Annotated in this window: 10 protein-coding genes; 5 read left to right on the plus strand and 5 right to left on the minus strand. The window is 44.0% G+C overall.

The window, feature by feature from the left end; all coding sequences use genetic code 11:
• Positions 1 to 17: 17 nt before the first annotated feature.
• The 3 genes from fbp to patD all read right to left on the minus strand — a co-directional run bounded on the left by fbp (position 18) and on the right by patD (position 2,669).
• A complete protein-coding gene (gene fbp, locus MIC7126_RS0103600; protein WP_017651754.1) occupies positions 18 to 1,067 on the minus strand; it encodes a class 1 fructose-bisphosphatase in 1,050 nt (349 codons plus the stop codon).
• A gap of 469 nt (positions 1,068 to 1,536) precedes the next feature.
• Positions 1,537 to 1,824, minus strand: coding sequence for an RNA recognition motif domain-containing protein (locus tag MIC7126_RS0103605; RefSeq protein WP_017651755.1), 288 nt, complete (start codon positions 1,822 to 1,824; stop codon positions 1,537 to 1,539).
• 509 nt (positions 1,825 to 2,333) lie between these two features.
• Positions 2,334 to 2,669: a heterocyst frequency control protein PatD gene (gene patD, locus MIC7126_RS0103610; RefSeq protein WP_017651756.1), complete on the minus strand. Its 336-nt coding sequence runs from the start codon at positions 2,667 to 2,669 to the stop codon at positions 2,334 to 2,336.
• A 279-nt stretch (positions 2,670 to 2,948) separates the two neighbouring features.
• On the opposite strand from patD, the gene MIC7126_RS0103620 reads away from it, so the two are divergent.
• Together MIC7126_RS0103620 and MIC7126_RS0103625 are read left to right on the plus strand one after the other, a co-directional pair.
• Complete coding sequence (locus MIC7126_RS0103620; protein WP_017651758.1) at positions 2,949 to 5,219, plus strand: RelA/SpoT family protein; 2,271 nt, start codon at positions 2,949 to 2,951, stop codon at positions 5,217 to 5,219.
• Positions 5,220 to 5,527: 308 nt separating this feature from the next.
• Entirely contained in the window at positions 5,528 to 7,186 is a 1,659-nt protein-coding gene (locus tag MIC7126_RS0103625; RefSeq protein ID WP_017651759.1) for an IS1182 family transposase, read from the plus strand.
• Positions 7,187 to 7,389: 203 nt separating this feature from the next.
• On the opposite strand, the gene MIC7126_RS0103630 is transcribed toward MIC7126_RS0103625, so the two are convergent.
• Complete coding sequence (locus MIC7126_RS0103630) at positions 7,390 to 7,800, minus strand: hypothetical protein (protein ID WP_017651760.1); 411 nt, start codon at positions 7,798 to 7,800, stop codon at positions 7,390 to 7,392.
• Between the two features lie 342 nt (positions 7,801 to 8,142).
• Between MIC7126_RS0103630 and MIC7126_RS0103635 the strand changes: the two genes are divergently transcribed.
• The 3 genes from MIC7126_RS0103635 (at position 8,143) to MIC7126_RS0103645 (ending at position 13,084) form a co-directional block, all read left to right on the plus strand.
• Entirely contained in the window at positions 8,143 to 8,433 is a 291-nt protein-coding gene (locus tag MIC7126_RS0103635; RefSeq protein ID WP_017651761.1) for a helix-turn-helix domain-containing protein, read from the plus strand.
• Entirely contained in the window at positions 8,430 to 12,539 is a 4,110-nt protein-coding gene (locus MIC7126_RS31800; RefSeq protein WP_017651762.1) for a PAS domain S-box protein, read from the plus strand. Before MIC7126_RS0103635 ends, MIC7126_RS31800 begins: the two co-directional genes overlap by 4 nt.
• A gap of 143 nt (positions 12,540 to 12,682) precedes the next feature.
• A complete protein-coding gene (locus MIC7126_RS0103645) occupies positions 12,683 to 13,084 on the plus strand; it encodes a response regulator (protein WP_017651763.1) in 402 nt (133 codons plus the stop codon).
• A 541-nt stretch (positions 13,085 to 13,625) separates the two neighbouring features.
• Here MIC7126_RS0103645 and MIC7126_RS28550 read toward each other — a convergent pair.
• The gene (locus MIC7126_RS28550; RefSeq protein WP_017651764.1) at positions 13,626 to 14,519 is read right to left on the minus strand and encodes a glycosyltransferase family 2 protein; all 894 of its coding nucleotides are present in this window, start codon (positions 14,517 to 14,519) and stop codon (positions 13,626 to 13,628) included.

The following is a 14,519-nucleotide window of genomic DNA, read 5'->3' on the forward strand; positions in this document are numbered from 1 at the left end:
CTTGATTTAAACTTGGCTTAGTGACCATTTTGAATAAAAGACTCTACCTTGGCGACATCTTCTTTACTACCAATAATTAAGGGTGTGCGTTGATGCAGTTTTTTCGGTACTACATCTAAGATATCTAACAGTCCGGTAGTTGCACGGCCACCCGCTTGCTCAATTAAAAAGGCTAAGGGTGCAGATTCATACAACAAGCGCAGTTTACCTTCTGGTTTTTGGATAGTTCCAGGGTAGAGAAATACACCGCCTTGAACTAAAATTCTATGGATATCGCTCACCATCGCTCCACTATAACGAGCGGTGTAGCCTTCTGTGCGATGGACATAGCGGATATATTCCCTAATCGATTCTTCCCACTGCCAGAAGTTCCCTTCATTGACGCTATACACCGAACCATGTGTCGGAATTTTGATATTTTCTTCTGTGAGAATAAACTCTCCCAAGCTGGGATCAAGGGTGAATGAATGGACGCCTCTACCGATAGAGTACACCAACATGGTACTGGGGCCATAGAGAATATACCCAGCGGCTAGTTGTTTGCGGCCATTGGTTAACAAGTCTGTAGCTTTACCGTCGCTATCATTTCCTTCTTGCTGACGAATGGCAAAAATGGAACCCAAACTCAGATTGGTATCGGTGTTTGATGAACCATCGATGGGGTCATAGAGCAAGGTGTAACGCCCAATGGGACAATTTTCGGGAATGTAGTATGGTTGATCCATTTCCTCGGAAGCTAAACGACAAACTAAGCCGCTTTGCTTGAATACCGAGATAAATACGTCGTTAGCATAGACATCCATCTTTTTGACGGATTCTCCTTGCACATTCACTTCCCCTGTAAATCCCAGCACTCCTTCCATTAATCCAGCGCGGCTGAGACGGCGTGCAACCAGCTTACCAGCTAGGGCAATGCGATTCATCAACGCACTCAAATCCTGTGCATCTGCAGAAAAACTTTGCAGTTGCTGTAAAACGTGACGCGATAAGGTTGTACAATCACGATCTAGAGTTTTGTCTGTGGCGTAGTCATTGGACAAACCTAAAAATTCTGGCGCTTGAGCCATTGTTATTTCCTCTCTCGACTGGCTGTTGGTTAGCTCGATGCCATTGATGGCAGTGTATGGTCACTGCCTCTATCTTAGAAAGGTAATTTGATAACTTGAATCCGATTTTAGATAAACTAAAGAAATGACCTGCATCAGCGCATGGAATGATTATTTTTGCCTAATTCCACCACGCAAAAAATTTTGAGCCAAGGAATCCTTAGCTCAATGCGATGTGCAAGCGGATATTGGTTTTTTCGCTGTTTTGGGAAGAGTGTTTTGTCTAGATTCCCTGGGTGTATAGATTTTTGTTTCTAGTTAATTTGACCCAAATCAAATGAAGTGAGAGTTGTTACAAACCACCACGGGCTAGAGAAAATTAGGTTTTTTGGTTTTTGGCTTTACAGGTGAGATACCTTCATACTTCGGTTGACTTGGTATACTTGTTGCTTAACTAAAAACAATTTGCTATTATGAGACTTCTAACTGGTTAATATTCTTGTTTCTTATTCCAGTTACCGCGTCGGTTGTTGTCTTCCCGTGGCTTGGCCTTATTGACTCTGAGTTGACGACCCATCCACTCTGCGCCATCTAATTCTGTGATCGCAGCGTCTTCTTGAGCATCTTCATTCATGTCTACAAAAGCGAAGCCTCGCAGTCGCCCGGTTTCTCGGTCAGTGGGCAAAACAACTCGTTTGACTTCGCCATAATCAGCAAATACTGCTCTCAAATCTGCTTCGGTAGCGCGGTAGGAGAGATTTCCAACGTAAATAGTCATGTGGGATCACGTAAGTTTCAACAAAAAGCGATTGAGTTCAGCTGGAAAACCGATCCGACAAACTGCAACTTTTGCATACCATCTTCTGATTCACCTTTGGCGGATGTTGTAGTGCAGTAACCCTAATGGTGAGTGTCTCTACAACTAAACTGCCCGTATGGCTGAACTTACGCATACTTTCAGATCATAACTGATCATCATATTTTGCAAAGTATGATACATTACAAACGCTTACAAGATAAAATTAGTTGCACTTATATATCGGCTATTTGCTGAAAATAGAGAAAGCTTTAAAGATGGGAAAACCCCGCACTCCCAAGGTTCCCTGACGGGGTATGATAGTATTCACCATATTTAAAGACAAAAAATTAAATTAGTCAGGAGTAGAAAACAATTACTCTTGGGAGCAGCTTCCGACTTGTTATCAAAATAGCTGCTCACTACCAGTAATAAATGGGATGATAAAGCAATCAGACAAAAGGAGAACAGTTGTTATTTTTCCCCTCTATTTATGGTTGCAGGATGGCTTCACAGTATTGGATCAGAGTTTGCAAGCGATCGCCTATTGTCTGCAGTCTCGCCTGTGTAGTAGACTGCTGTCTTGCCCCTTGGAAAAACATGATGTCTATTTCCAACAAGCGCAATTGCTTGCTAATCTCTGTGCGATAAGACTGCTCACGCGCATCTACCTCAACCAAAGGCGCAATCTGTTGCCCAAAAAATTGTTGCAAAGAATCTAGATGCTGGCGCAGTTGTCCAGCAGAGATTTGGTTATTGGTAGCATCGGCGTGAAATTGTCTGAGCAAATTCGCCAAAACCTGATATTTTTCTTGATTTAGAGACATCCAGTACCAGTTGAGATAGTATTAATGTCAAGAATTTTTTCTTCTACAATAAACCTTTTCCAGCTATTTTTAGCACCAGAAGTCTCAAATCAACCTTTGAGGCTTCATTTGCTAAAAATCTGACTTCAAAAATATCCAACTGAAAACTGGCAATAAATGATTATCATAGGCAATTAAGAAATTGTTTTCACACTGTTTTTTAGCAGCGTCTTTCAGAGGCGATGCTGTCATTTTTTCTATTTTTGCACTTATTCACAGATCACCTCTAGCCCCCTTTGTATGAGCAGCACAGCTATCAATTCCTCAATTGATGTTCCCCTTCCGGAATGGCTACACAAATGTTTAAGCGATTCATCGGTAAGTGGTAACGAAGCGGAAGATGACCGAAGGTATGGTGACGCAAATTTAATTGCTCAAGCATTTAAATTTGCCTATCGACTGCATCAAGGTCAATACCGCAAATCGGGAGAACCATATATTTGTCATCCCGTCGCGGTGGCTGGATTGCTGCGTGACTTGGGCGGTAGTGCTGCTATGATAGCAGCTGGATTTCTCCATGATGTAGTAGAAGATACAGATATTACAATCGAGCAAATAGACGAACTGTTTGGCTCCGAAGTTCGACAATTAGTCGAGGGCGTCACTAAGCTTTCTAAAATCAATTTCAAAAGCAAAACTGAAAGCCAAGCGGAAAACTTCCGGCGGATGTTTTTGTCAATGGCGCAAGATATCCGGGTAATTGTGGTGAAGTTGGCAGACCGTCTACATAATATGCGAACTTTGCAAGTTATGCCAGATGAAAAACGCCGCCGCATTGCTCAAGAAACACGAGATATTTTTGCTCCCTTAGCGAATCGCTTGGGGATTTGGCATTTTAAATGGGAATTAGAAGATTTAGCATTTAAATATCTTGAACCTGAATCTTTCCGACAAATTCAGCAGTATGTGTCGGAAAAACGGACTTCCAGAGAAGAAAAACTAGCCAGAGCTACGACGATTTTGCAAGAGCGGTTACAACAAGCCGGAATTAAATGTCTGGATATCAGCGGTCGCCCCAAGCACCTCTATAGTATTTACCAGAAAATGCAGCGACAGCAAAAGGAATTTCATGAAATTTATGATTTAGCGGCGCTGCGAATCATTGTGCAAACAAATGAAGAATGCTATCGTGCTTTAGCGATCGTCCATGATGCTTTTCGTCCCATCCCTGGTAGATTTAAGGACTATATCGGTTTGCCCAAGCCGAACCGTTACCAATCATTGCACACTGGGGTGATTGGCTTGACTGGACGCCCGTTAGAGGTGCAAATCAGAACCCAGGAAATGCATCACATCGCTGAGTATGGAATTGCTGCCCATTGGAAGTATAAAGAAACAGGCGGTTCTCACAACACTACTTTAACTTCTGCAGATGAAAAGTTTACTTGGTTGCGGCAATTGCTAGAATGGCAAAGCGACATGAAGGATGCACAGGAATATCTAGACAGTGTTAAAGATAACCTGTTTGAAGATGATGTTTATGTGTTTACACCTAAAGGGGATGTTGTGCCCTTAAATCCGGGTTCCACCAGTGTAGACTTTGCTTATCGCATCCATACAGAAGTGGGTAATCACTGTGCGGGGGCGCGGGTGAATGGGCGGATGGTGCCATTGTCTACGCGGTTGCAGAATGGCGATATTGTGGATATCCTCACTCAAAAAAACAACCATCCCAGCTTAGATTGGTTGAACTTCGTGAGAACTTCCGCTGCCAAGTATCGGATTAAACAATGGTATAAGCGATCGCGCCGGGAAGAAAACGTAGCTCGCGGTCGGGAATTGTTAGAAAAAGAACTCGGTAAAACAGGTTTTGACAGCCTCTTAAAGTCGGATGCAATGCACAGTGTAGCGGAAAAGTGTAATTATCACAGCGCTGAAGATTTGCTTGCGGGTTTGGGTTACGGTGAAATTACCCTTAACTTAGTGCTGAATCGTTGGCGAGAAGTGGTGAAAGCGCAACAACCAGTCGTCAGCACCCCTTTACTTCCCACTAAAGAATCAGCCGCAGCGACTAGAGCCTTGCGGGATGCACCAGGTACTAATTCCCGCATCACTGATTCACCGATTTTGGGGGTAGAAGGGCTAGTATATCATTTAGCGGGGTGTTGTACTCCTATTCCTGGCGAACCGATAATTGGCGTAGTTACGCGCGGTAGGGGAATTTCTATTCATCGTCAAGGATGTAATAATCTTGATAGCGTCGAGTATGAGCGACTAGTGCCGGTGAGATGGAATTCCACAGAAACCACCTCTCGTCCCCAAACTTATCCTGTGAATGTGCAAATCGAAGCTTTAGACAGGGTGGGGGTATTGAAAGATATCTTATCTCGGTTGAGTGACCAAGGAATTAACGTCCGCCATGCTCAAGTGAAAACGGCTACAGGTCAACCAGCATTAATGGACTTAGGAATAGATATACGCGATCGCCCACAATTAGAGCAAGTCTTTACCCAAATCAAAAAAATGAGCGACATTCTCAATATCCGTCGCGTCGGTCAGATTGACGAGTAGAGATATGGCGGGGGGAGCAGGGGGGGATTAGTGATCATTGGTGTCAACTTAACGTATAACATATGTCCCGCAAGGAACTGAAGTTCCTTGCTCATAGCAAAAGTCATCTAAAGATGACTAAATATTCCACCAAATTTTGAGTCTACTTTAGTAGACTTGCACTATGAGCCTGAGAATGAATGATACTGTTGGCGAATCAACTGAGGGGTCAGACCCATCAAAATTGAGAGAGTAATGAAGCTTACATATGAGGTAATCTCAACTTAAGCCAAGATTTAAGTTGTCGGCAAGTAGAAGTGTAAACAAAAATGACCCTTCATCCGATAGAGCAATGGGCAATCCCAAAACAAACAGCCCTAGTAGCAAAGGCCGCATTTCCCAAAAGCAACGTTTACATGAAGATGTATGAGCAATTGGGACAAATATATGTAGATGAAGATTTTCACTCTTTATATCCAGCGCGTTGTGGTCAACTAGCGCTATCCCCTGGAAGATTAGCACTAATTACGGTGATGCAGTTTGCTGAAGGATTAAGTGATAGACAGGCAGCAGAGGCAGTCAGGTCAAGAATAGATTGGAAATACGCTTTAGGATTAGAGTTAACCGATTCTGGTTTTGACCATAGCGTGTTGGCAGAATTTCGAGAGCGACTGATTGCCAAAGACTCTCAAAGGCAATTACTAGATCAGATGCTCAATCAATTGAAAGAGCAAAAACTCATCAAAAGTCGGGGGCGGCAACGCACAGACTCGACTCATGTGCTAGCGGCTATCCGTCAAGTGAATCGCTTGGAGTTAGTAGGAGAAACTTTGCGCCATGCACTCAATGAATTAGCAATGGTTGCGCCTCAATGGTTAAAAGCTCAAGTGACCTCAGATTGGTTTGACCGTTATGGTGCTAGGTTTGAGCAATATCGCTTGCCTCAAGAAAAAGCGGCAAGAGAACAACTGGCACTGACCATCGGTGCGGATGGACACCACATCTTGAGGGTAATTGATGAGTCCCAAACTGAAGAGAAGTGGCGACAACTGGAAAGTGTGGAGATTTTGCGAACTGTTTGGGTGCAACAATATGCTTTTATCGCAGAAACACTTGTGTGGCGAGAACCAACAAACACAGGTTTACCCCCTAACAAAGTCTCTATTCAATCCCCCTATGACACTGAAGCTCGCAACCGCACCAAACGAGATACCAATTGGACAGGATACACAGTTCATTTGACAGAAACCTGCGAAGAAAATCGCCCCAATCTGATTACTAATGTTGAGACGACTCCAGCAACAACTCCAGACGGAGCAATGACGCAAATTATTCATCAGCATCTAGCTCAAAAAGAGCTTCTGCCTGCACAACATCTGTTGGATACAGCTTATGTCGATGCCGAGCATCTAGTGACTTCTATGAGTGAGTATGAGGTTGACCTACTGGGAAAAGTTCCTGGTGACTCTAGTTGGCAAGCCAAAACAGATGGTGGATTTGATTTATCTTGCTTTGCGATTGACTGGGACAAGCATCAAGTCAGATGTCCCAGTGGTCAATTGAGTCAGGCTTGGCGAGAAAGAACCGATGATTATGACAATCGTGTGATTGAGGTGCGCTTTGAGCGTGCTAGTTGTGCTGCTTGTGAAAAAAGAAGCTTATGTACCCAAGCTAGAAAAGAACCCCGTCTGCTTAAATTCCGACACCGAGAACAACATCAAGCTTTGCAAGCTGCGCGGCTTCGTCAAACCACTCCAGATTTTCAACTTGACTATGCATTAAGAGCTGGGGTAGAAGGCTCTCTTTCCCAAGCCACTCGCGCATATGAATTGCGTCGTAGTCGCTACGTAGGTTTAGCGAAGACTCATTTACAACACATCGCTACCGCAGCTGCAATGAATTTGAGCCGCTTGATGGCTTGGTGGCAACAAATTCCCAAGGCAAAGACACGTATTTCTGCTTTTGCTGCTCTTGGCGCTACTGCTTAACACATAGCCATGATGGGTCTGACCCCTCAGTTAATTCGCCAACAGTATCATGAATTCTCAGGCGGATGAGTCAGCCAACAAATAAGCCATCTTTAACTTAAGTTGACACGCATGATTAGTGATTTCGCAACCAACTAGCTAGCCTAAGCGCCCCTATTCCCTAGCTACTAACCTTAACGAAATGTACCAAATACCTTCACTTCTCAATTGCGGTCGTTGCGATTAGGCGCTGAGAGTTGAATTATCTCCGAAAAACGTGAATACTTGACCGCATCAGTAGGAGGATAATCCGCCGACACTGCAAGTAAGCCAACTTTTATATCCTCAAAATAAATCACACCGCCAATACGTTTTTCCACTTGGAAAGGGCCATGAAATAACTTATACTTTGCAATGTAAATCAGGAAAAAATTAGTAATTTTTATTGGCTTGCCAAACATTTGCTGACAAGTTTTGTTGAGAACTGCATCTAGGTATTCATTGTGAGCAGGCCTACCCAGGTCAGTAAATTCCGGATGATCCGCAAAATGATCCATATAAAACGACCAGATCTCGGAAAAGTCTGCTTCATTGGTCAGTTTTTGCTTGAGTTCCTGCAATCGTTCGATTTCCATATTGTGGATATTGATGAGATGGGGTGAGCAGACAGCATTGTTAAAAATTTACCACAGCGATCGCTCCCACAACTTCGTTTTTAATAAATGGTTAGAAGGCTGAAGGCTGAAGTCTGAAGTCTGAAGTCTGAAGTCTGAAGTCTGAAGTCTGAAGGTGGGGTGGTTAGTAGCATTTCCCGAAATTTTTGATACACATCACTTCCCCTGCATCCCCTACATCCCCTGCTCTCCCCGTTCCCAACGCCCTATTCCTCAACAACTTCTGCCCTCGGATACATAGCTATTTTGTCAAGAATAAGATAATAATTATAACTATAAAGGACTTTATAAATCTTGAGCGAGATGCCGTTTCATCAGGAATCATCAGGTGTAGAGCAACCAGATATTGGTAACATGATTCGAGAACTCCGACAAGCGATGAAATTGTCTCAAGAGAAGTTCGCTGCTGAATTGGGTGTTACCTTCCCTACAATTAATCGTTGGGAGAATGGACATGCTACACCCTCTCCCCTGGCGCGTAAGCAAATTGATGCATTACTCAAGCAGTTGAGTGATTCGCCAGATGCAATCATGCGCGAATGCGGCCGGGCGCTGCAGACCAAGTATTTTCCGGAAAAGGACTTAAAAGCATGAGCTTAGAGCAACAAGGGGTGAGGAAACAGCAAGTAGAGACAATTCCCCTTGATCCTTCCTTTTACCAAACCGGCCCATTCCCTAGCGATCGCATTTTGTTAGTGGATGACAACGCTGATATGCTCAATTATGTGCGGCGGTTATTGCTCGGTCAAGGTTACGCGGTGGACACTGCTACAGATGGAGTGGCGGCCTTGGCGGTGATGGGTCAACAACTACCGGATCTCGTGCTCACAGATGTCATGATGCCCCATTTGGACGGCTTGGGGCTACTGCGAAAGTTGCGAGCCAACCCCATAACCAGAGAAATTCCCATTATTCTGTTGTCAGCGCGTGGGGAAGAAGCAGCGCGGTTAGCCGGATGGGAAGCAGGCGCAGATGATTATCTCACCACACCGTTTTCTGACCGGGAATTATTGGCTAGGGTGAAAGTCAACTTGAAATTGACCCAACTGCGGCGAGAAGCAGGACAGCGCGAGCAGGCGTTGCGCCAAGAAGCAGAAAAAGCAAAAGAGCATGTAGAAACGATTTTGTCAAGCATTCATGACGGCTTATTGGTGCTGGATCGCCAATGGTGTTACACCTACGTCAACGATCGCTATTGTGCAATGACTGCCATGTCGCGGGAAACCATACTCAGAAAAAACATTTGGGAAGTGTTTCCAGATGCAGTGGGGACTGGCGTTGATGTGGAATTGCGCCGAGCCATGTCTGAGCAAATCAACGTGGAGTTTGAGTATTTTTTCCGTCCCTGGAATCGCTATTTCCATTTTCATGTTTATCCTGCACCAGAGCAACTGACAGTTTTTGTCACAGAAATCACCGAGCGCAAACAAGTCCAAGCCTCTCTCAGAGCAGCTAATCACGAATTAAAACAGCACGCGCTCGCACTAGAACAGAGCAATGAAAGTTTGCAGAATACCTTAGAGGAGCTGCAAGTTGCAGAAGAAGAACTGCGAGAGCAAAATGAAGAATTGCAAACCACCCAACAGGAATTGCAAATACAAAATCAGCAACTAGAAACCGCGCGGGAGTTAGCAGAAACCCAAAGACAACGATATTTAGATTTGTTTAATTTTGCTCCTGATGGTTATGTTGTCACCGATGCCCAGAATATCATCCAGGAAGCAAATCAAGCGATCGCTGCTTTGATTGGTGTTGAGCAAAATAGTTTAATTGGTCAGCCACTAGAAGCATATTTTGAGCACTGTAACCATCAATTCTTACTCGCCCATTTACGGGATCAGCAGCCTCATCCCATTGATGAACTCAGCCTGAAATTATCAACAGGACAACTGATCCCAGTTTCCATCATGGTGACAGCTATTGACCACACCCCGCAGGCGTTGGTTGGTGCGCGCTGGTTAATCCGCGACATCAGAGAGCGCAAACGCCAAGAAGCAGCCCTACTCCTCCAAGAAACCAAACTCCGCAGCTTTATGGAAGCGAATGTCGTGGGTATTCTCTTCGGCGATGTGGAAGGCGGTATTCATGAAGCCAACGACGAACTATTAAGAATTATTGGCTACACAAGAGAGGACTTAGCTACCGGAAACCTCCGCTGGACTGACATCACCCCCCCCGAATACCTCTACCTCGATGAATTGGGAATTGCGGAAGCAGAGGCCAGGGGAGCTTGTACCCCCTATGAAAAAGAATACATTCGCAAAGATGGTAGTAGAGTCCCCGTGCTGGTGGGCTATTCTTTAATGGGTGATAACCGCGAAGAATCGGTAGCATTTATTCTCGATATCAGCGATCGCAAACAAGCCCAAGCCGCTCTCCAAGCAAGTCAAGAACGTCTGGAATTGGCGCTCCAAGGCGCTAACTTGGGCATGTGGGACTATAACTTAAATTCCGGTGAATTAATCTGGACAGAGCGCTGCAAAACCTTGTTTGGGCTGGCTCCTGATACGCCCATCAGCTACGAAGTTTTTCTGAATGCTTTGCATCCCGACGATCGCTCTTGGGTCGATGAAATTGTGACTCAGTGTATCACCAACCACGAAAACTACGACATTGAATATCGCACCCTCTGGCCAGATGGCACAGTACACTGGATTGCTGCTAAAGGTCAAGTCTACTACACTGAAAACGGTAGCCCGTCACGGATGGCAGGGGCGGCGATTGATATTAGCGATCGCAAATTCCAAGAAGCAGAATTGCGGGATCGAGAGCAACAATTCCGCACCCTGGTGGAAAACACCCCAGATCTCGTCATTCGCCACGATCGCCAATTCCGTCACTTGTATGTGAGTCCCAGCATCGAACAAGTACTCGGACTACCACCACAACAATTCCTTGGCAAAACAGGGTGGGAACTGGGATTTACAGACTTGACATCCCAAGCTTGGTATGCAACCCTAGCTAGAGTCTTTCTCACAGGGCAAAGCTGTTCTTTAGAGTATAACTACCCCAATCCCGCAGGCGAACTGCGGACTTCTCAAGCCCGCTTTGTCCCAGAATTAATTGAGGGAGAACAAATCAAAACTGTGCTGGTGGTGGCTCGTGATGTCACCGAATATAAACAAACAGAAACCGCACTGCGCCAAAGTGAACACAGGCTCAGACTAGCACTGGAAGCAGGTAAGCTCGGTTCTTGGGAGTTGCACCCCACCACCAGCAAGATTGATTGCTCTGAACAGTGTAAAGTCAACTTTGGACTACCACCGGATACACCAATCTCTCTGTCTGAGTTAATCGAGCTAGCCCACCCAGAAGACCGCCAGCAAGTGCAAACAGCCATAGAAACAGCGATCGCCCAACAAACAGACTGTGAACTAGAATACCGCACCACGTGGTCAGATGGCAGCATCCACTGGGTTTCACTAAGGGGGCGAGGATTTTACTTAGCAGACGGTATTTTGTCACACATGACAGGCGTGTGTTCAGATATCACCGCACGCAAACAAGCAGAAGCGGAAAGAGAGCAACTGCTGCAAAAAGAACGAGCCACCAGAGAAGAAGCCGTAAGAGCCAACCGAATTAAAGATGAATTTTTAGCGGTGCTATCCCATGAATTGCGATCGCCCCTCAATCCCATTCTCGGTTGGTCAAAAATGCTACTAGCTGGTAAATTAGACGCAGCCAAAACCAAACTAGCCATCACCACCATCGAGCGCAACGCCAAACTGCAATCAGAATTAATTGAAGACTTGCTTGATGTTTCCCGCATTCTTCAAGGTAAACTTAGTCTTAACGTCAACCCCGTGAATTTAGCAGGGACAATTCAAGCCGCTATGGAAACAGTGCGCTTGGCTGCACAAGCTAAATCCATAGATTTGCAACTCAACTTAGATCCAGCCGTAGGACAAGTTGCAGGAGACGCCACCAGACTACAACAAGTAGTATGGAACTTGCTTTCCAACGCCGTCAAATTTACCCCCACCCAAGGGAAAGTGGAAATCACCTTAACAAAACTAGGTGAACAAGCACAAATTCAAGTAACAGACACAGGTAAAGGGATATCCCCCGAATTCCTACCGTATGTATTTGATTACTTCCGCCAAGAAGACGGCAAAACCACACGCAAATTTGGCGGTTTAGGATTAGGATTAGCGATCGTCCGTCATCTGGTAGAGTTACACGGGGGCACAATTCGAGCCACAAGTCAAGGAGAAGAATTAGGCGCCACCTTTACCGTCAGATTACCACTGCTACCAACACCACCCACAGTCAAATCTGATCATCCAGGATCAATATCATCTCACAACTTAAACGATATGCATATCCTAGTTGTTGATGATGATGCAGACACCAGAGAATTTGTCGTCTTCTTGCTCGAACAAGCCGGCGCCCAAGTCGTCGTCGCCAAAACAGCCAGCGAAGCATTTGCCGCTTTAACTCAATCACCCCCTGATGTACTATTGAGTGACATCGGAATGCCAGATATGGACGGCTACATGCTGATTAGGCAAATTAGAGCCTTACCCCCAGACAAAGGCGGACAAGTACCAGCGATCGCCATCACGGCTTACGCTGGAGATTTCAATCACCAGCAAGCTCTCCAAGCCGGCTTTCAACAGCACATCGCCAAACCCATCGAGCCGAACGAATTGATTAAAGCGATCGTTACACTCACTCTTCGGGTAGGGAATCAGGAATAAAGTTGAGTTTCACTCCGGTGCAAATTTTGGAGAATTAGCATAACTCATCAAAAAAATCCCTCTCTCGTCAGAGTTCTCCTGCTACTTTCTCTATGGAAAATTAAATTAGTTTTGCCAATAAGTCTAAAATTTCTACTAGTGTAATGAACAGTTTCTCTTCTTCAGCCGCCCCCAAAGCAGATCGTATCCTAGTAGTCGATGATTTGCCTGATAACTATGAGCTACTACAGACAATTTTAGAAAGTGAAGGATATCAAGTCGAAATCGCCGATAATGGACACAAAGCGCTAGATAAAATCGCCGTACAGCCGCCTGATTTAGTGCTCCTAGATGTCATGATGCCAGGAATGAATGGTTTTGAAGTGACACGGCGGATTCGACAAAATCCTGCGCTCCCTTTTATCCCAGTTATTTTAGTTACAGGCTACAGCGAAACCACTCCAGCCGATGGCGTTGAAGTGGGAGCCAACGGCTTCATTCGCAAACCCATCGATTTTGATCATCTGCTTGATCGCATCCAAACCATCCTACAGCTTAAACATTAAGTCAACCCCCAAGGGGAAAAATAACATCCCAATTATTAATCTGAAGACAAATCCACTGTACAAATTAATCACAGTGTTCACAATTTCTCAGCAACCACCTTACTTCATAAAACAACTACCATTTTCCCCAAAATCTGTATAGAACCCGATGATAGATGAACGACAAGAATCTGGATGATTTAATTTACAAGAGTCTTTCACTTCTGTTTATTAGGTTTGGTCGATTGGCCAAGCCTTTTTTTCTGAAAAAATACTAACTTCAACACCAAAAAAAATTATAGATGGGTATGGGCACAACATTGTTGTGCCCTCACAAATGATTGGTCTGTCGCCAACATTATTTGAACTGGTTTTATATTAAAACACTAAAAGCAGTAAAATATACACCTGTAACACAGTATATATTTCTACAGAAGGATGTTTTAAAAACATAATAATTTTAAATTGTATCTATACTTTTACCCTGAGTAAGTTTTGGGCTTGGCTTCCCTCCCAAGCCCTTTTTCATATTTTAAAAACGAGATGAGCTAATCGCTGAAGTTTATGTAGTAGCTTTGATGATTTTTTTCCATATATGTTGTCGCATATACACAGGAGAAATGAAAAAAGCTTTAGCCAGCATTTTCACAGCTAATAAAAACTCTTTCTTTTCTTGCCAAAGAATTCTCGCTAATCTCATAGCATTGTGACTTCTAGCCTCAGTTTCAAAATGCTTGTATGGTCGGCTTAAATCATGAGCAAAGAACGCATCTAGAATATCAAAATTTGCCTTCACCCAGCGATGAGAATTTCCTGTCACATTATTAGCATGAGAATATTTAGTAATCAAATAATGAGGCACATGAACTACATTACCTATGCAGAATAATCTTAAAAATAGCTCTTTATCTTGACCCACTCTTAAACTTTCATTAAAACAACCTGCTTTTTGCAAAGCCTGCTTACGCACAACAACCAACGAGGCTGTGAGAATAAAGTTTTCTGCCAACAAATGATAAGTTAAATCAGGATATTTTAACCAAGGACTACAACTAAATTTTCTGGTCTTCCCATTTTGTTCATGATGGAAACAGCCGCAAAATACCAACACAGGATTTAGCTCACTATCAATGTATTTAATCTGTGTTTCTAAATAATTTGGCAACCATTCATCATCAGAATCTAAAAAGGCGATAAAATTACCTCTAGCCAATTTAATTCCCTCATTTCTTGCTCCCCCAGATCCTCGATTCTCCGGAAGAGAACTTAACCGTACCTGTTGAGGATATTTATTCGTAATAAAATTCAGAGTATCATCACTAGAAGCATCATCAACGACAATTAACTCATAATCAGCATATGTTTGATTCAAAACACTGTTGATAGCTCTTTCTAACAAAAATCTACGATTATAAGTGGGGATAATTACAGAAACTTGTGGTAATTTTAATTGCAT

Origin of the sequence: Fortiea contorta PCC 7126 (assembly GCF_000332295.1) — a bacterium.
In the GTDB taxonomy this organism is placed as follows: Bacteria; Cyanobacteriota; Cyanobacteriia; order Cyanobacteriales; family Nostocaceae; genus Fortiea; species Fortiea contorta.